This is a genomic window from Taklimakanibacter deserti (genome assembly GCA_003574785.1).
In genome coordinates, this window is record QORU01000007.1 from 174011 (window position 1) to 190003 (window position 15993).

Annotated in this window: 24 protein-coding genes; 19 read left to right on the forward strand and 5 right to left on the reverse strand. The window is 59.9% G+C overall.

What is annotated here, in order from left to right; genetic code table 11:
• Positions 1-158: 158 nt before the first annotated feature.
• Positions 159-371 carry a DUF2934 domain-containing protein gene (locus DS839_RS16075; protein ID WP_119271460.1) on the reverse strand — a complete coding sequence of 71 codons (213 nt, stop codon included), beginning with the start codon at positions 369-371 and terminating at the stop codon, positions 159-161.
• A 17-nt stretch (positions 372-388) separates the two neighbouring features.
• A complete protein-coding gene (locus DS839_RS16080; RefSeq protein ID WP_119271461.1) occupies positions 389-895 on the reverse strand; it encodes a ferritin-like domain-containing protein in 507 nt (168 codons plus the stop codon).
• Between the two features lie 291 nt (positions 896-1186).
• Between DS839_RS16080 and DS839_RS16085 the strand changes: the two genes are divergently transcribed.
• From DS839_RS16085 to DS839_RS16095, 3 genes are all read left to right on the forward strand, one after another.
• Positions 1187-1771 (forward strand): LysE family translocator, encoded by a 585-nt coding sequence (locus DS839_RS16085; RefSeq protein ID WP_119271462.1) that lies wholly within the window; start codon positions 1187-1189, stop codon positions 1769-1771.
• Between the two features lie 127 nt (positions 1772-1898).
• On the forward strand, positions 1899-2333 hold the full coding sequence (locus DS839_RS16090) for an NUDIX hydrolase (RefSeq protein WP_119271463.1): 435 nt from the start codon (positions 1899-1901) through the stop codon (positions 2331-2333).
• A gap of 389 nt (positions 2334-2722) precedes the next feature.
• A complete protein-coding gene (locus DS839_RS16095) occupies positions 2723-2968 on the forward strand; it encodes a hypothetical protein (protein ID WP_119271464.1) in 246 nt (81 codons plus the stop codon).
• 251 nt (positions 2969-3219) lie between these two features.
• Here the strand turns inward: DS839_RS16095 and DS839_RS16100 are convergent, their stop codons facing one another.
• A complete protein-coding gene (locus DS839_RS16100; RefSeq protein WP_119271465.1) occupies positions 3220-3423 on the reverse strand; it encodes a hypothetical protein in 204 nt (67 codons plus the stop codon).
• 321 nt (positions 3424-3744) lie between these two features.
• On the opposite strand from DS839_RS16100, the gene DS839_RS16105 reads away from it, so the two are divergent.
• The 7 genes from DS839_RS16105 to DS839_RS16135 all read left to right on the forward strand — a co-directional run bounded on the left by DS839_RS16105 (position 3745) and on the right by DS839_RS16135 (position 6922).
• Entirely contained in the window at positions 3745-4071 is a 327-nt protein-coding gene (locus DS839_RS16105; RefSeq protein ID WP_119271694.1) for a DUF982 domain-containing protein, read from the forward strand.
• Positions 4068-4262, forward strand: coding sequence for a hypothetical protein (locus DS839_RS16110; RefSeq protein WP_119271466.1), 195 nt, complete (start codon positions 4068-4070; stop codon positions 4260-4262). The genes DS839_RS16105 and DS839_RS16110 overlap by 4 nt, the downstream gene beginning before the upstream one ends.
• An 18-nt stretch (positions 4263-4280) precedes the next feature.
• The gene (locus tag DS839_RS16115; RefSeq protein WP_368911697.1) at positions 4281-4559 is read left to right on the forward strand and encodes a helix-turn-helix domain-containing protein; all 279 of its coding nucleotides are present in this window, start codon (positions 4281-4283) and stop codon (positions 4557-4559) included.
• 5 nt (positions 4560-4564) lie between these two features.
• A complete protein-coding gene (locus tag DS839_RS16120; RefSeq protein ID WP_119271468.1) occupies positions 4565-5146 on the forward strand; it encodes a DNA-3-methyladenine glycosylase in 582 nt (193 codons plus the stop codon).
• Between the two features lie 293 nt (positions 5147-5439).
• Positions 5440-5940: a YciE/YciF ferroxidase family protein gene (locus DS839_RS16125; RefSeq protein WP_119271469.1), complete on the forward strand. Its 501-nt coding sequence runs from the start codon at positions 5440-5442 to the stop codon at positions 5938-5940.
• Between the two features lie 51 nt (positions 5941-5991).
• Positions 5992-6432 (forward strand): hypothetical protein, encoded by a 441-nt coding sequence (locus DS839_RS16130; RefSeq protein WP_119271470.1) that lies wholly within the window; start codon positions 5992-5994, stop codon positions 6430-6432.
• A 13-nt stretch (positions 6433-6445) separates the two neighbouring features.
• Complete coding sequence (locus tag DS839_RS16135; RefSeq protein WP_119271471.1) at positions 6446-6922, forward strand: hypothetical protein; 477 nt, start codon at positions 6446-6448, stop codon at positions 6920-6922.
• Between the two features lie 437 nt (positions 6923-7359).
• On the opposite strand, the gene DS839_RS16145 is transcribed toward DS839_RS16135, so the two are convergent.
• Positions 7360-8664 carry a sensor histidine kinase gene (locus DS839_RS16145; RefSeq protein WP_162918578.1) on the reverse strand — a complete coding sequence of 435 codons (1305 nt, stop codon included), beginning with the start codon at positions 8662-8664 and terminating at the stop codon, positions 7360-7362.
• Between the two features lie 252 nt (positions 8665-8916).
• Here DS839_RS16145 and DS839_RS16150 point away from each other — a divergent pair, with 252 nt between their 5' ends.
• From DS839_RS16150 to DS839_RS16190, 9 genes are all read left to right on the forward strand, one after another.
• On the forward strand, positions 8917-9408 hold the full coding sequence (locus tag DS839_RS16150) for a pyridoxamine 5'-phosphate oxidase family protein (protein WP_119271474.1): 492 nt from the start codon (positions 8917-8919) through the stop codon (positions 9406-9408).
• Positions 9409-9956: 548 nt separating this feature from the next.
• A complete protein-coding gene (locus DS839_RS16155) occupies positions 9957-10352 on the forward strand; it encodes a response regulator transcription factor (RefSeq protein ID WP_119271475.1) in 396 nt (131 codons plus the stop codon).
• A gap of 111 nt (positions 10353-10463) precedes the next feature.
• Positions 10464-11552: an ROK family protein gene (locus DS839_RS16160; protein WP_119271476.1), complete on the forward strand. Its 1089-nt coding sequence runs from the start codon at positions 10464-10466 to the stop codon at positions 11550-11552.
• 199 nt (positions 11553-11751) lie between these two features.
• The gene (locus tag DS839_RS16165; RefSeq protein ID WP_119271477.1) at positions 11752-12114 is read left to right on the forward strand and encodes a hypothetical protein; all 363 of its coding nucleotides are present in this window, start codon (positions 11752-11754) and stop codon (positions 12112-12114) included.
• Positions 12115-12134: 20 nt separating this feature from the next.
• Positions 12135-12353, forward strand: coding sequence for a hypothetical protein (locus tag DS839_RS16170; protein ID WP_162918579.1), 219 nt, complete (start codon positions 12135-12137; stop codon positions 12351-12353).
• 291 nt (positions 12354-12644) lie between these two features.
• The gene (locus tag DS839_RS16175) at positions 12645-13622 is read left to right on the forward strand and encodes a hypothetical protein (protein WP_119271479.1); all 978 of its coding nucleotides are present in this window, start codon (positions 12645-12647) and stop codon (positions 13620-13622) included.
• A 58-nt stretch (positions 13623-13680) separates the two neighbouring features.
• Positions 13681-14121, forward strand: a complete 441-nt coding sequence (locus tag DS839_RS16180) for a hypothetical protein (protein WP_119271480.1) — start codon at positions 13681-13683, stop codon at positions 14119-14121.
• A gap of 23 nt (positions 14122-14144) precedes the next feature.
• Entirely contained in the window at positions 14145-14543 is a 399-nt protein-coding gene (locus DS839_RS16185) for a phage holin family protein (protein WP_119271481.1), read from the forward strand.
• A complete protein-coding gene (locus DS839_RS16190; protein ID WP_119271482.1) occupies positions 14540-15226 on the forward strand; it encodes a hypothetical protein in 687 nt (228 codons plus the stop codon). Before DS839_RS16185 ends, DS839_RS16190 begins: the two co-directional genes overlap by 4 nt.
• 116 nt (positions 15227-15342) lie before the next feature.
• On the opposite strand, the gene DS839_RS16195 is transcribed toward DS839_RS16190, so the two are convergent.
• A complete protein-coding gene (locus DS839_RS16195; RefSeq protein WP_119271483.1) occupies positions 15343-15954 on the reverse strand; it encodes a cupin in 612 nt (203 codons plus the stop codon).
• Positions 15955-15993: the final 39 nt, after the last annotated feature.

Sequence of the window (15993 nt, forward strand, 5' to 3'; positions counted from 1 at the left end):
TAGCCAAGTTCGAGCCGCAAACTGATGGAACCTTCAGGCAGGCCGATAGATCTGCACTATACGAAAAGTCCTACGCGACAGCCGCGACGCGTGGGACTTTTCGGAGCATCCTGCCTAGGACAACCTCACAATCCACAAGTACAACCGGGGTTCCACCATCAGTCTTCTTCAGCCGGCACGAGCTTGTCTTTTGGGTCATATGCAGCGGGCACCGCGTGGGCTTCCTCTTCCGAAGCCGCATTCTTCTGCGCCGCCTCCAATTCCTCGCGGGCACGGTCCCAATGCTCTCGGTCCAAGCCGAAGGGTTCGCCCTCGCTCTTCCAGATTTCATGCGCGCGCATCCTGATTTTTTCTTCACGGTCGTTGTCCATCGACCGATCTCCACCTGCTAGTGTTTCGCGGTCACGCCAGCCTCTTCTCGCTGGAGATAGTTTGCAGTGAGGCTTTCAATGTGTTCATCGAGCCATTTGGCCATCGCTTCCTCCTCGCGCAGAATCTGGCCGCAGACGGTGGCGGTTTCAGTATCGCCGACCTGTTGGGCCGTCTTGACCAGGATTGTGTAGGAGGTGATTTCCATGGCTTCGAAGGCGCGGCTTGCCAGAGCGCCTTTCATAACCTCGTCGCCGACAAAGATTCCGCTGAGAGCTTGGCCAAGACCGATAGCCTTGGCGCCCGCTACTTTGAACGCGGAGGTGCTGCCATTACGCCGCTCGATGCATTTCTTGATCTCTTCGGCCTGGCGTTGTGTTTCTTTTACGTGCCGGGTGACGCGGTCTTTCAGCTCGGGATAGTGCTCAAGGCGATCTGCAAAGCTCGACAGCATTGTTTCAGCCTGCTCCTCAGCAGCATGGGCATCACGCAACCACTCCATCAAGCGCTCTTCGGCTTTTGCCATTGGAAGGGGTCTCCTCGTTCGGGTTCATATTCGAAGGAGGCCCACAAATACTGCCGATTCGGGGCCTCATTTGTCGCCAAAGCCAACTTGATTGGGGCGACGTCTCTTAATCAATGGTGGGAGCAGAAGGTTCCTATTGGCGACGCTTAGGAACCACGAAGAGCATCCTTGGTTAAGCATCGAACAGTTCGCGACCGAAAAACTACGTGTAAGGCGAGACCGCGGAACGGAACAGAAGAGGTCATTATCAGCTTCTTATCATGGCTGGCATTCCTTGGGACGGTCTTCATCATGCAGCTGCCGCCTGGCCCCGACAGCATGCTCGTGGTCGCGCGTGGGATCGGGCAAGGGCCGCGCACTGCTCTCTTAACCACGCTCGGGATGACCCTCGGCGCAGGGCTCGTACAATTGCCTCTTCTTGCGCTCGGATTATCGGGCTTGCTTACCAATTCGCCCTGGGCTTTTCGTTGCTTGCAATGGCTGGGCGCCGCTTACCTGCTTTGGCTTGGCTTCCGGCTATTAGTGGCTCCTGTGGCCGATTGGACGATTCAAAGCCCATTGGTGCAATCGCCTTTCGCGGCGGTCAAGGAAGGGATGATAGCGACCCTTCTCAATCCCTGGCCGATGACCTTCATGGTTGCGGTTTTGCCCCAGTTCCTCGATCCGCGCGCAAGCCGTCCCGTCCTCGAACTGCTCATTCTGGGGGGGACCCAGAAGGTGTCGGGCGCTGTCGTGCTCAGTACTTACGCTCTGGCGGCTGGTCTGGTCGGCGATTGGGTCAGGCGCCATCCGCAAGCCCAGCTGTGGCAACAGCGGATGGCCGGAATTTTCATTATGTCGCTCGCTCTGTACATGCTCTTTATCGAGCGGCCCTAATCTCCAGATGCCGGCATCGAAACTGCACCAGCCCATCGACCGGATTGGAAGTTGGGATCAATCAAGCGAGAAACTTTAGCTCACGCTGCTTCTTGTCTAAGGCCGGTCCTTTTCCTGGAGTTGTCAGTTGCCAAGGCCAAAAAGCAGAGCGACCGAACCTAAAGCGAAGGCCGCCGTCGGAGTCTTAGTTGTCTCGACGAGAAAGCCCGGTAAGATTCTTCTTGTGACATCGCGGCGCTCCAAGAGCTGGACGTTGCCGAAAGGCCATGTCGATCGGATTCTGGGGCTTGCCCAGTCCGCCAGAAGAGAGGCCTTTGAAGAAGCCGGCGTGCTGGGCCGCATGACCACCATGCCTATCGGCTCTTATAGCCATCGCAAATCAAGCGGCGGTATATTTCGGGTGCGGGTCTTCAAGATGCACATCCGGAGGGAGCTTTCCAGATGGCCAGAAAAAAAGGAGCGCCAAAGGCGCTGGGCCTCCAGCAGATCCGTGTTGAAACTGGTCGCGAATCCGAGCCTTCGGCGATTTATCAAGATACAGCTCGGTGTACCACGAGGATAGCCACATCCTCCATTTGAGCAACATGGGTACGGGCAGCGCATCGGGATATACGCCGATGCCCGCACCGGATCTAAATACCCCTGCGACCCGGCGAGTTTGATCTAGTTTGGGCTTATCCACCTTCAAGACCCGGGCCGAAAATTTTTTGCCCGTTGGCGTCACCCATACCGGTGCCAGGTGCCTTTGCCTTGGTCCGCCGGAGGTGTGGCAAAGCATGGCTCGACCACTGCCGGCCCGAAGGTTCCGGACTGGCCGAAAATAAAGTGCTTGGAGCCCCCCCCCCCCCGCGAGGCATATCCGCCACATATCGTCAGCACGTGCATTTACCGCAACCAGCGTTAACGGCTGAGAGTTCCGATGTGTTCCCGCCTCGATCATGGAGCACAGCTATGCCCCTCAACTCACCCGATCGCATCGAAGAAGCGGAAGAAGGCCTGACTGACCTCCAGGCCGTTTGCCTCACAACTCTCCATTCAATGCGGGATTTTGCGGCGACCTCTCGTGCGATGGCGGCGGCATCGCGAAAACTGATCACCCAGTCTCGACAACTCCTGGGTGACACTGCAGGCATTGCGATCGGGAACAGGGCGACGGTCTACCCGGAACTGAACGTGCCACCCATCGCCGCCGAGTGACCTTGTCGGTAACCACCGCCGCCAAGCCGCCGGCAAGGTTGGAAGTCCCATCAGTACTGGGGAACAGGCGCCCGGGACGCGGCGTTATACAAGCATGGCAACCATTCCTTCACCCCCGCAGCCCGGTACTCCGGACCCACAACCGGCCCCCGTTCCGCCGCATGATCCATTGCCGCAGCCCCCTGGTCCGGAGCCTGACAAGCCCAAGTGACAGAATCTATTCAGAAGTGATCTGGAAAAGCCGTCGGGCATCAACTCAAGGTGGGATCGATGTCGTTTCGGTTGATATAGCCGCGGTCTACGCACCATTCGGTAAAGGCTTCTCGCAGGGCATCCGATCGATTGCTGTGGGGAGCTTCCTCGCGAATGTAGCGGTCAAGAGCCGCAACCAGCACCGGCGACAGCAAGGCTGTCACGAAATCCCATCCTCTTTCCGTTGTCTTCTGCGTCACCATTGCGAGGCCTCCTTAGTGGCATAGGCCAAGAATCAATAGAGAATCCGGCAACCAGTTCCAGCAACCGCCGCCCGGCGGCGTGGATTCGCGCAGTGAGCCTCGTGTCTCGGTTCACTCAAGCCGGCGAGGGTGATTGGTGTACCGGATATGCGGAAACTTCCGCCAGTTCGGTCCAGGCCGGTCATCGGCCTACCCTAGCCCCGTCGCGGCCAGGGCTCGCAAAAACCCACCCTTGAAGAGGCCCGCGGGCGAACTAGATAAACCCCCGACGAGCCTCCCGGCCTATGGCGGATGGAGCTTGTTGCATTTCAGGAGGAGGACATGAAGAGCACCCGATTTGAGGAACCGGTTACGGTGCTGGTCGGCCTGGGCTTCCCGAGGAGGATCGAAAGCGCAATCGAGGCCCACCAGCTCCTTGCAGACATCCGGCTGACCACCTTCGAGACGGCGCATAAGGCAGCAGTGAACGCATGCAAGGCCGCGGTCGATGGGAAGATCGATCCAGACGTGGCCAGGTCAGTCTTCGTGGCTTTTGCCCGCCGCGCCGCGATGCTGGTCTCGGAGGATCCCTGCGGATCGAAGGGACGCACGAGACCAACGGGTGAACGGGCGCCCCTCGAAAGGGGATTGGATAGGCGAGCACAATGACAGGCGTTCACGAGCCGGATGACACTAAGACAGGCTGGGCAACCATCCTGGTTCCACCGACATTGGTGAAAGCGTTCGACCGGTATATCGCCGAGGAGGCGCCCGATATGAGCCGGCCACAGGTCATGTGCCACGCATTGCGGGACTGGTGCGCCGAAATGGGCTATCTCTCGTCGAGGCGCGATGAATAGTGGGGCCAGATCGCGCATCTGCTGTGCGAGATGCATGTGAGGCTCCGCTTCGTCGGGCTGGTCGAAGACAACGGCTTCGACCAGCCCATCAACCCGGAAGAACTTGGAGACGCCTTTGGCCTTTCCGCCGTGCATGTCAACCGGATGCTCCAGGTCTTGCGGCGAGCCAATCTGATCGTCACCGCCGGCCGGCGGATCGCGATACCGGATCTCGCTGCTCTGAAGGAAGCGGCCGGCTTCGATCCGATCTATCTCGAGGCCAAGGGCCTCCGGACCCGGCCGAGTGAACAAAACTGATCGCCATGGCGATCCACGGCACGGAAATTGACTTCACACAGGCGCCCGAGCACGTGGCCGAAAAGCTGATCGGAGCTTTTTTCTTTGTGGACGGGGTCGGCGGTCGGATTGTCGAGACCGAGGCTTACGACGAAGCTGACCCCGCCTCGCACAGCTATAAAGGCCCGTCGGCGCGGAACGCCGCCATGTTCGGCGATCCCGCCCATATATATGTATACCGATCATATGGGTTGCATTGGTGTCTGAACTTTGTCTGTCGTGAGGCCGGGCGCGGCGCGGCGGTCCTCCTACGCGCGCTCGAGCCGACGGCCGGCATCGGCGCCATGGAAAAGCGACGCGGCCAGTGCCAGCTTCGCACGTTGTGCGCCGGTCCAGGCCGCGTCGGCCAAGCGCTCGGCATAAGCAAGTCCCATGACGGCCTTCCGCTCAATCGTTGGCCGCTTTTGCTCACGCCACGGGAGCGGGACATTCCAGTCGTCGCCAGCAAACGAATCGGAATCAATCGAGCACAAGACGTCCTGTGGCGTTTTGAGCTGGCCGGATCTCCGTTCGTCAGCAGGACCAGCCACGGCGCCGTCTCATCATAGCTATTCCGAAACTCCTACGTCACCATTGGCGTCAAGATGCCATGGTCAGCTCGTTCACTAGCGCTGAGCTTCACGCCCCGGCACGACAGGCGATCACGGCCGTGGTGCCCTCCAACTCGGAGGATGCCTCAGGAACCAAAGTTCTCGCTCGTCATTGCTCGAGGTGTCCACTTGGCCGTGGCACGTCTCCGGGCTCCACGCAGGAAACTGCGTGGGGCCTTCAACGTCCAAAAGGAACATTTCGACCGCGACGGTAGTTCACCATCCTCTCAACCCAGAATAGGAGAACCGCCATGCCGATGAACTCACTCGATGCCCTTTTCGAAGATACCCTGCGCGACATGTACTACGCAGAAAAGAAGCTCACCAAGATCCTGCCCAAAATGGCCAAAAAGGCGACGTCCGAAGAGCTGACCGAAGCCTTCACTTCGCATGCGGAAGAGACCCAGGGCCAGGTCCAACGCATCGAGCAGGTCTTCGACATGCTCGACAAAACTCCCCGCGCCAAGAAGTGCGAAGCGCTGGAAGGCCTGTCGGCGGAAGGCGACCATGTGATGGAAGAGGCCGAGGACGACGGTGTCATGGACGCCGGCCTGATTGCCAGCGCGCAGGCGGTCGAGCATTACGAAATCGCCCGCTATGGCGCCCTTATCGCCTGGGCAAAGCAGCTCGATATGTCCGATGCGGCGGATCTTCTGGCCGAAAGCCTGGAAGAAGAAAAGGCGGCCGATGAGAAGCTGAACGGACTCGCCGAAACGGTGAACCCCATGGCAGCCCGCCAGGAAGCTGCCTAGCCCATGCGTGTCAGCCCGCCCCTGCGGCGGGCCCCTTTTTTGGAGGTGCAAATGCGACTCAACCCAGAGCCGTCAACAGATGTCGAGGCCGGCATCGAGGAGCTCGAAGCGCAGCGCACAGTCGGGCTCACCCGGATGACGCCGGCCGATCCCGTCGATACGGCGCCGGTCGAGGAAAGTAGCACAGCCCCGGAAACGGTCACGACATATGAAATCGCCATCGCGACGATGTCCAACAGTCTCGATGGCGGACAGGGCGTGATCGAGGGAACCGTGGAAATCACCGAGTATGTCAACGATACCTATGTGAGCGCCGTGTCCGTCACGTCTTCAGTCATCGTCGAAAAGGATACGCCCCTCAGCCTCATCGAAGACCGCCTCCTCAATTCGACCAGGGACACTCTGAACCGCCTGGCAGGGTTGTCAGAAAGCGACCTGCGCGGCTGCTTCGATGCGACGAAGAAGGATCAGGACCAGGCCTATCAGCGATGAACAAGGAGACAAAATGACGAATAGTGACCAGAATTCGCCGGGAAGGTCGGGCGCCGAGGGCCTGACCCCCGTGAGCAGGGAAAAAGAACCCTATGACGCCACGCGCGACCCGCGCACCGGTCGACCGCCCAACCCGCTGGAAGCGCAAAGGCTGGCACGCAAACACGAGCAAGAGCGGCTTGCCGAGCCGAACGAAGACGACACGCCGATCGGACCCCAAACGGCCTCGGCCAATGATGCGAGCCACGGCGATGATGAGCTCGACAGATCGCCCGTCCCTGCAGGTCAGGTCCCCGCTCGCATGACCTCACCGACCGACAGTGAAGATGAAAAAGCCGCTATCGACGCTTTGGTACAGAAAGGCGTGACTCGGGAATATGCCGAGAGTCTCGTCGAAACCCATGGGACGAAGTGGGAGACGCTGAAGGCCGCGGCCTTCGCAAAAGACAATATGGATGAAAGCAATGGCCAGCAGACCGAAACCACCTAAACGGGGCACGGATGAAACCTCACCCTATCTGAAAGGCGGAGAGTTCAAGAGAGAGGCAGACGAAGCCAATGACCGCACCTCGGCGACGACGCCGCTGAGCGAGGCTGATTGGGCCGATCTTCCCCCAAAAGAACAGGACAAGCGCCAAAGGGGCTAAGCGCAATGGCTTCAGATCGAGTCGCTTTCGCGCTTCACCTTCTTTGCCCATGATTTTCCGGAAAGCCGATAGACGGCGGCGCATGGACGGCACGCGCTTCCGGATCATGCTCCAGCATCAACCTCTCCCGGCTGGTCTCCACAGCAACCTGGACGGGCAACCCAGTGAAAGCCCCGCCGCGGATCGGATGGCCGGCGAGGCTCTCCCCGGCTTGAGCGACTCCTGAGCGGGGGCTTTGCGAATGAAGCATGGGGAACATGGCGTTCCGGTCAGATGGGCCTTACTCCAACGCCGCCCCCTCCTGGCTCACCACCTGGCGCGCAGGAGCCTCGATCGTCCAGGTCAGGCCAAGCGGTGTGAAGGCGGTCTTGGCATGACCGGAGAGGGCCGCGGGCGTCAATCTCCGCAAGACTTTCCATCCGAAGCCATGCGCATCGGGCTCTTCGCTCTTGGGACCGCCGCTTTCCCGCCAGGCAAGAGTGAATACCGGCTCGGAATCGATCGACGCAATGCTCCATTCAACGCCGACGCGTCCTTGCGGCTGCGAGAAGGCGCCATGCTTGGCGGCATTGGTACACAGCTCGTGGAACGCCATGCCGAGATATTGCGCAGCGGTCGCGGTCAGCGACACGACAGGTCCCGAAACATCAAGGCGATCGGACAAGCCGAAGGCCTCCACATGGGCGATCAGCAGCTGGCGCAGGTCGACCGATTCCCATTCGCCATGGATCAGAAGATCATGCGAGCGCGACAAAGCGGCGATGCGCTCTTGCACCAAGCGCTCGAATTCCGCCGGACCGGCAGCCTGCTTGCCGGTTTCGCGGACCATCGCCAGGATGACGGCATACTGGTTCTTCACCCGATGGGCGAGCTCGCGCATCAGCGACTCGATCCGCCTCTCGTCCCGCTTGCGGCTGGTGATGTTCTGGGTAATGCCGATGAAATGACGGCTGCCGTCCTTCACCTCGGCGCGGTAGTTTTCAAGCCAGATCATCTGTCCGTCGGGTCGCCTGAGCCGGTATTCGTCGCGCGGCGCCGGGCGGGTCCCCTGATCCATGAGATTGCGCGCCTCGAGCATCCGCGCGCGGTCGTCGGGATGCACCATGGCGAGAAACCGCTCGGTCGCGGGTGGATCCTTGGCGGGATCAAGGCCGAGCATCCGGAAGAAGCTGTCGTCCCAATGCAGCTTGCCGTCCGCGTGCAGCTCCCATGTCGCGAGGTTGGCCGCCTCGAGGGCGAGCTTGAGCCGGTTCCTTTCATGCTGCAGTCGCTGCACCGCATTGTCGAGAAGGTCGACAATGAAGACGATGAGCGCGCAAACCGCCGCGAAGCCAAGCACGGCCAAGTTGCCCCATATTCCCGGATAGCTGTCATCGCCGGACGTCTTGAAATAATAGGCGGCGAGGACCGTGCACACCGCCCAGGCCAGGATTCCGCCTCTGCGCCCCCCGACAAAGGCGCTCAGCAGCACGACCGGATAGAGTGGAAGAAAGGGCGGCAGCTGTGGGAAAATCAGCTTGAGGACGACCGCCGTCGCGATGAAGCCGATACTGGCGAGGACACCGTACCAGGGATGCCGCCGCATCCTCGGCAGCCTTTTATCGATCCACACGCCGTCGCCTCGCTTCTTGTCAGATTTGCCGTCTTTAAGGGGCCGGCGCCAAGAATTTCGGCTGAATCTGGTGCGAATGTCCGCTTAGTCAAGCCGAAAAATGGGGAATTCGAAGCCAACTCCTCCGACCAAGGACTTTTTCGATGCTTTGTGAGGATCGGGCCCTCGGGAACCCAAGACGATATTCAAGAATTGTCCTCGGTGCGGCGCGTTTTGGAGAAGGCCATGGCAAAAGAAAAAGAGCTCAGAGAGAAATTGTGGAAGGCGCTCAAGTCCGACATGACCGTCATGCTGGGCCTCACTGATGATGTCGAAGGCGATGCCAGGCCGATGACCGCGCAGATCGAAGGTGACGAGCAGGGACCCATCTGGTTCTTCACCGCCAAGGACACCGAGATCGCGCAGAAGCTCAAGACCGAGCGGCCGGCCTTCGCGACTTTCGCCTCCAAATCGCATGATCTCTTCGCCGCGATCCACGGCACGCTCATGCTCGATATGGACCGGGACGCCATCGACCGCCTGTGGAACCCTTATGTCGCGGCCTGGTTCGAGAAGGGCAAGGACGATCCGAAGCTGGCGCTTTTGCGCTTCGAACCCGAGCGCGCCGAAGTCTGGGTCGATGCCTCGAGCCTCGTCGCCGGGATCAAGATCCTGCTCGGCTTCGATCCCAAGAAGGAATATCGCGACAAGACGGGCGAGGTGCGGCTCGGGCGCTAGGTCGATCTCAGTCCTCGCCATAGCTCGTTGACCAAGGTGTGATAGATCCCCTCCCCTCGCCAGGCGGACGCTGACGAGAAGCCGCGGAACAAGGAGCGTCCCAAGCGATCATGGCAATGAAGAATCTCAAATCAAGCTGGCTTCGGTAGGGTGCGACTCCCGGTCTCCGGAGGGCGGACGATCTGCCAAGACGCTCGCAATCATGGTGCATTTTGAAACCAAGGGGATGACCAACCCGTTGCGTCCTCGGATCGGCAGTCAGGACAATCGTCCCGAAAGGGCGTCGGATCCCTCCGCCACAAAGCCTCGCCGGACCAGCACCGGCGGGGCCTTATGTTCATCGGGTGCCTGTCCCGCGGTTCGTGCGCTCCAATTCTTCGCCACATGGTTCCAAGGCTTGAGATAACGGCTTTTGGCCCTCCCCCACCAGGCGAGATGTGAGACGGCGTACGGTTTCGTACAGATCGGCTGCTTCACCTGACAGGACCGTCGCGACCTATGGAACAAAAAGCATAGGCCTTACTTAAAGAAAGCAAACGAGGACGGCCATGAGAAAGCACTATAAGATATTAGTCGTCGAGGACGAACCGGCCATTAGGCTGGCCTTGGCCGATCATCTCGACAAGGAGGGATTTGAAGTCCTCGAGGCCGACTCCGGCGAGCGGGCGATCGAACTCATCAAGAAGTCGAATGTCGACTTGATCGTGACCGACATTCAGATGCCGGGGTGGCACGACGGAATAGGCCTCGCGCTGTGGGTGCGCGAGAACCATCCACATATCAAGCTCATCATCGTGTCCGGCGCCACAGATGAATCCTCTTCCCTGCTGCCGCTTGGCGCCGAAGGCACGATCTATACAAAACCCTATTCGGTGGAGGAGATCGGCTTGCGGGCCGAGGCGCTCTTGCATGAGACAAGGCACAAACCGGTCAATAGTCGCTGATACGGCGCGTGACGCAGCAAGCAAAAGTTCGCGTCAAGCCTGCCGGCTTCGAATTGTCGGACCACCCCAATTCCATACGCATCCAACAAGATATCGGTCAGGAAGCCCAGCATGCCAAAGGACAAGACACCACCGCGCGCCGATTTGCCGGCCCATGGAGCCGAGGTGCTCCCGAGCGTGACCGTGAACAGCTACAATCTCGAGCTTAAAGACGATGAGGGCTTCATAGGCGATAAAGCCAGCAAGAGTGCGTTCTGGGATTTCGTTGAAAAGTGGCGCAAGCCACTGCGTGAATCGGCCGATGACCCGCTGGGCGACAAGGCCACGGAAGAGATCAGCAAGAAGAAACTGGCTGAAATGCTTTTCGACGGCGATTCGGAAGAAGTAGCCCTGGTGCAAAGTGCGGTCGAGGATTTTGCGCAGCAACTGGCGTCGGTCATAAAGCGGTTCATGCGGATCAAGCAATGGCGCGAAACGGAATGCATTGTTGTCGGCGGCGGCTTTCGCGGCAGCCGCATAGGCGAAGTCGCCATTGCCCGCGCCGCTTTGCTGCTCAAGGCCGATGAGATCAAGGTCGACATCGAGATGATCCGCAACGATCCGGACGAAGCAGGTCTACTCGGCGCGGCGCATCTTCTGCCAGCCTGGATGCTCAAGGGCCATGACGGCATCCTGGCGGTCGATGTCGGGGGCACGAATATCCGCGCCGGCCTTATCGAGCTCAATCTCGACAAGTCACCAAGCCTCAAGGGCGCGCGCGTGGCCAAATCCGAAATCTGGCGACATAGCGAGGAAAAGATAAAGCGCGACGACGCCATTGAAAGACTGACGGATATGCTGAATGACCTCGTAAGCTGGAGCGAGAAAAACAAGCTGTCGCTCGCGCCCATCATCGGCATCGGCTGTCCCGGGTTCATCGAAGAAGACGGAAGCATTGCGAAAGGCGCACAGAACCTTCCCGGGAACTGGGAAAGCAACCGTTTCAACCTGCCCCGGCTGATCCGTGAAGGGGTGCCAAAGATCGACCAGACCGAAACCCTGGTGGTGATGCACAATGATGCCGTGGTCCAAGGCCTGAGTGAGCTACCTTTCATGACGGAGCGCCGTCACTGGGCGGTCCTCACGATCGGTACGGGGCTTGGCAATGCTTCCTACACCAACCGGCAATCCAGCCACTCAAAAAAGCCAGCGTCCCAGTAGGCGGCATCCCGGCTGTTCAGTGTCGCCAGCAGATCCGACCGCCCTGGGGTGATTGACGGGTCGAGAGCCCGTCCGCACGGCACATAGGCGACCAGGGGCCCCCTGTACGTTAGCGTACAGAATGGATGCATCGAATCGACCACGTCACCACCTGCGGACTGTGGCAGGAACCGGAAAGGCTCGGCCTAGTTATCGACGCATGACCAAGCACCTCTTAGACAAGGAAGCGAGCGCAGCAAGCCAGACCGTCAAGGCCAAGGTGACCAGATTTGTACCCGGTTTCGGGAACGCGGAAACTGTCGCCGTGAAGGCAGCGCACTCCGCTCATAAACGAAAGCCACCCCGCCCGAGATTCGTCACGATCGATCGCTTCAGGGCCAAAAAGCTCGGCGTCCTGGTGACCGTCGAGCTTGATCGGGATACGGAGGACTTTGCCCACCTCATCGGCAAGAAGATCGTCATCGACGGGAAAATGGAGGTGTGCTTCTCGGTCGAGCGCCTGCCGCATGCGCCGCCGGTGAAGAAAGGCGAGCGCGTGAGCCTTTTGATCAAAAAGGGATGAGGGCGGTCCGGTTTGATGCCATGAACGATCCTCCTTTTGACAAGATCGAGCTCATGTTGTTCGACGCGGTGCTCGAGGAAGTCAGCCGCGATCTCGAAATCGCCGACGAAGCGGGTCTTTCAAGGCTGCGCGCCAGAATTCTCTTCCTCGGCAAGATCGGCGTTCGAGACTTCGACGTCCTTTATACCTATGCCACGAGGCCCCAGATCTTCAAATTTTCGATGGTCGATCCGGCCTAGCTCCTGTCCCGCGAACCGCCATCCAAAGCATCGCCCGCCTGCAACTGTCGCAAATGGCCGGCTGAGGTGTCGCGGCTGTGACAGCGCGCAGATCGTCGATCCGATGTTCATATGGCGTCCAACACCACAATCAGATGGCGCACCGTCACTGGGCGGCGTCCATCACCGCCCTGCTCTGCGACTCGGAAAGTTTCTCATCGGTTGTTACATCGCAAGCAAGTCCTCAATGAGCCTGAATAGGAACCATATGCCCCTGCGCGTGTTCGATCAGAAAACTCCACGGGAGAAAACATGGACAGCTCTTCCTCATCTTCAGTCGGCTCACTGCGGCTCAAGGCCGAAAACTCCAGGGCGCGTCTTAAAGAGACAATAGGCCAGTTCAACGAAGCCCTTTCGGAAACCAGCGACGACATCAAGACGACCTTTTCTCCAGAGCACCTGAAAGACGAAGCGCGCGCCTATGCCAAGAAAAAGCAAGCGAACCTCGTTCGCTCCGTGCGCGAGAGCGTGACTAACCGGCCTCTCGAAGCCCTGGCCATTGGAGCCGTAGTCACCTATCCGCTTCTCGGCCTGCTCAGAAAAGTTCCAGTCCCCCTCGCCTTGATCGGCGCCGGCCTTATCCTCGTCCGCAAAGGAAATGGCAAAAACACGGCAGCACCGACGAGCCTGGCTGAAGATGAAGATCAAGACAGGAGTGAGGAAGGGCTGGGCGGAAGGCTTCGTGCCGGTCTGAAGGAAGCGCAAGGTACGATTGCGTCCAAGGGCGCCCATGCGGCGAAAAGCCTGGTCGGGATGGCCAGTTCCGCGGCTGCGGGCGTCGAGTGCAAGACACAAGACTTTGCGGCCACTACGGCGCAAGCGGCCAAGAACACGGGCGACAGCCTCGCGAGCCTGGTCGAGCGCAACCCGTTGATCGTCGGGGGCGTGGCGCTGGCCGTCGGCGGCTTCATTGCCGCCTCCCTCCCCGCATCGAGGATCGAAGAACGCGTTCTCGGCAAGGGCGGCGAAGTCTTGAAGGACACCGCGCGGAAAGCCACGGATGAAGCGGTCCAGGGGGCCAAGGCGGAGGCAAGCAGGGTCGTCGACGATATTTCCGTCGCCGCGCGTGGTGCCGGCCTCACGCCTAAAGCCTTGGATCAAGCCGTCGATACCGTCGCGGACAAGGTCGCCTCGGTTGCGGATCGGGCCGTTGATGCCGCACTCGGCGGGAAGACCTCGAAGGCTGAAACTGGAAGTAAACGCGATGGAGACGAGAATGCAAGGTTTTGAAAGAGACGAGGGTCTGCCGCAAGCCGACCAGGCCGGAGCTCAGTCAGTGGGAGATGAAATGAAGGCCGCGGCGTCAGAATCGGCAGAGAAGGTGACGAGCGCCGTCCGCGAACAGGCGGCCAAAGTCGGAGAAAAAGCGAAAACGATCGCGGGCGATACCGGAAAGAAGATCGAGAAGGCCTTGAACGAACAGCGCGCCACAGGGGCCGACTATCTGCAGAGCATGGCCGGTCTCGTCCATCAAGCGGCTGACGTCTTCGAGAGGGAGGTCCCGCAAGCCTCGCGCTATATCCACCAGGCGGCGCAGCAAATCGACACGGTAGCCGATGCCGTCCGGACAAAGAACGTGCAGGACGCCGTCCACGAGATGCAGGATTTTGCCCGCCGCCAGCCGGCCATCTTCTTCGGCGGCGCCTTGTTTCTGGGCTTTGCCGCGGTGCGGCTCTTCAAAACGACCGCCCCCAGATCCGGCCAGAATGGCAGACAAGCCGGGCAGTGAGCTGCTGAAAGGAGCGCCGTTCCATGTCCCTCGTTGATCGATCACGTTCGCTTTCAAGATTGCTTGGCCGGGGCGTCGAACAGCTCGGCGACCTGCTGCAGACCGAAGTCCAGCTGGCCCAGGCCGAGCTCTCCGAAAAAGTCTCCGATATCGGCAGGGGCGTGACGTATCTGGCCGCCACCGCCATATTTCTGATTCCCGTCATAACGCTGCTTCTCCTCGCCCTTGCGCTCTGGCTCAGGGACGCCACGGGCATGTCCCTCGCCCTGTCGATGCTCATTTCCGCCCTGCTGGGAGCCGTGATCGGCGCAATCTGCGCTTTTTCGGGGATGAAATACCTTCGACCGAACAACCTCAAGCCAAGCGTCACACTGCAGCAAATCAAGCGGGACATCGCAGCCGCCAAGGATATCGCCACATGAGATCCACACAGCTCATTGACAATTTGAACAACGCCGTGCGCGAGAATCCCGTTGCGGCGGGCCTCATTGGGTTGGGACTCGCCTGGATCGTGCTGGGACAATCCGGCCCGGCCGTCCGGCAATCCGACATGGCGCGCAGCGCCAAACGGGCGATCGACGCTACGGTCGACACCGCATCCAATGCGGCACGCGAGGCCCTAAACCAGGCGCAAACGGCCGCCAGCGGCATCCAGGATGCCGTGTCCCAGGGTGTGGAAGCCGCGAGCACCAAGATCGACGACGCGGTCGAGGGCCTCAAGACGTCACACCATGAGCCCAAATACCAAAGCGAACTGCAGCGGCACTTTCCCTCGCCGCCATCGAGCAGGTTAGCAGATTTGCTCGACCGGCAGCCCCTGGCATTGGCGGGCGTCGGCCTGGCGGTCGGTGCCGCACTGGCAGCCGCCTTTCCCGCGACCGACGTCGAAAGCCGGATCATGGGATCAACCGGCGAAAAGCTGAAGGAAACCGTGGCGAGCACAACGGACAGGATCGTCGACAGGGCCGGTGCAGCGATCGACGAGGCCGTCGACGAAGCTGTCGCTCAAGATCTGACGCCCGAAGCCGTCAAGGAGGCGGTCAGAGCCGGGGCCGAGAAATTGAAGACGGTCGCGGATGCCGGTCTCGACTCGATGAGGAAGTGATCTTTTCTTTATTTAGAGCGCGAATTGGCGGGCCGACCTTGGGGTTCCAACCGGACATAGGTTGTGAAGGCGCCTCCGAACATGCCCCAAGATGCGTCAGATAAAAGAACCGGCACTTATGTCCACGCATCGGCGAGCGGTCCGTCCGTTCCATAGACCGGATCTTTTCGCGGGCGGCCGACCTTAGCGATGGACTTGACGGCTTTCGCATAGTCCTCGCTGCGGGTGCACTCGTCATAGGTTCCACGCGGCGGATAGGCTCCAACAGCCATAAAGTCCTTGCTCGCGTCCAAGCACTGATGACCGGTGCCCGCCGGCAGTACGAATACGTCGCCGGCCTTTCCATAGCAGGTACGTCCGCGATTACCGCCGAAGCGGACCTTCACCTTGCCACGGGCAATCCCGATGACCTCATGGATGCGCGAATGGTAGTGCACATAACTGTAAATTCCGCCGCGCCAGCTGTCGCCCCAGCCGTTAATGCCGAAAAGATCCTCGAGGACCGCAGCAGGATCGGCATTGGATGGCAGCGCAACCGGGCTGCGATAAGAAATAAGCGGCCATTCAGGATGATTTGGAATGATGCCGTCGTCCCGAAAACGATAAAGGTTCGGCTTTCGGGCAATAATGAGCTGCGGAATTTCGGACTTCGGAACACGCTGCCAGCCGGTCAGCCTCTCGGCGAACCTCTTGAGCTTCTCGGATGAATGGGGAAGCAGGATACTCATTCTTGGGGTCCAGGACAGCTCAGCGACTCCCTTTAAATG

Bases quoted from the DNA above. Each gene is read 5' to 3' on its own strand.
- DS839_RS16125 (WP_119271469.1), top strand. From the start codon at position 5,440: ATGCCGATGAACTCACTCGATGCCCTTTTCGAAGATACCCTGCGCGAC.
- DS839_RS16100 (WP_119271465.1), bottom strand. From the start codon at position 3,423: ATGGTGACGCAGAAGACAACGGAAAGAGGATGGGATTTCGTGACAGCC.
- DS839_RS16185 (WP_119271481.1), top strand. From the start codon at position 14,145: ATGTCCCTCGTTGATCGATCACGTTCGCTTTCAAGATTGCTTGGCCGG.
- DS839_RS16170 (WP_162918579.1), top strand. From the start codon at position 12,135: ATGAACGATCCTCCTTTTGACAAGATCGAGCTCATGTTGTTCGACGCG.
- DS839_RS16130 (WP_119271470.1), top strand. From the start codon at position 5,992: ATGCGACTCAACCCAGAGCCGTCAACAGATGTCGAGGCCGGCATCGAG.
- DS839_RS16175 (WP_119271479.1), top strand. From the start codon at position 12,645: ATGGACAGCTCTTCCTCATCTTCAGTCGGCTCACTGCGGCTCAAGGCC.
- DS839_RS16135 (WP_119271471.1), top strand. From the start codon at position 6,446: ATGACGAATAGTGACCAGAATTCGCCGGGAAGGTCGGGCGCCGAGGGC.
- DS839_RS16180 (WP_119271480.1), top strand. From the start codon at position 13,681: ATGAAGGCCGCGGCGTCAGAATCGGCAGAGAAGGTGACGAGCGCCGTC.
- DS839_RS16195 (WP_119271483.1), bottom strand. From the start codon at position 15,954: ATGAGTATCCTGCTTCCCCATTCATCCGAGAAGCTCAAGAGGTTCGCC.
- DS839_RS16080 (WP_119271461.1), bottom strand. From the start codon at position 895: ATGGCAAAAGCCGAAGAGCGCTTGATGGAGTGGTTGCGTGATGCCCAT.
- DS839_RS16075 (WP_119271460.1), bottom strand. From the start codon at position 371: ATGGACAACGACCGTGAAGAAAAAATCAGGATGCGCGCGCATGAAATC.
- DS839_RS16085 (WP_119271462.1), top strand. From the start codon at position 1,187: ATGCAGCTGCCGCCTGGCCCCGACAGCATGCTCGTGGTCGCGCGTGGG.
- DS839_RS16095 (WP_119271464.1), top strand. From the start codon at position 2,723: ATGCCCCTCAACTCACCCGATCGCATCGAAGAAGCGGAAGAAGGCCTG.
- DS839_RS16165 (WP_119271477.1), top strand. From the start codon at position 11,752: ATGACCAAGCACCTCTTAGACAAGGAAGCGAGCGCAGCAAGCCAGACC.
- DS839_RS16110 (WP_119271466.1), top strand. From the start codon at position 4,068: ATGACAGGCGTTCACGAGCCGGATGACACTAAGACAGGCTGGGCAACC.
- DS839_RS16120 (WP_119271468.1), top strand. From the start codon at position 4,565: ATGGCGATCCACGGCACGGAAATTGACTTCACACAGGCGCCCGAGCAC.
- DS839_RS16105 (WP_119271694.1), top strand. From the start codon at position 3,745: ATGAAGAGCACCCGATTTGAGGAACCGGTTACGGTGCTGGTCGGCCTG.
- DS839_RS16190 (WP_119271482.1), top strand. From the start codon at position 14,540: ATGAGATCCACACAGCTCATTGACAATTTGAACAACGCCGTGCGCGAG.
- DS839_RS16145 (WP_162918578.1), bottom strand. From the start codon at position 8,664: ATGCGGCGGCATCCCTGGTACGGTGTCCTCGCCAGTATCGGCTTCATC.
- DS839_RS16155 (WP_119271475.1), top strand. From the start codon at position 9,957: ATGAGAAAGCACTATAAGATATTAGTCGTCGAGGACGAACCGGCCATT.
- DS839_RS16160 (WP_119271476.1), top strand. From the start codon at position 10,464: ATGCCAAAGGACAAGACACCACCGCGCGCCGATTTGCCGGCCCATGGA.
- DS839_RS16150 (WP_119271474.1), top strand. From the start codon at position 8,917: ATGGCAAAAGAAAAAGAGCTCAGAGAGAAATTGTGGAAGGCGCTCAAG.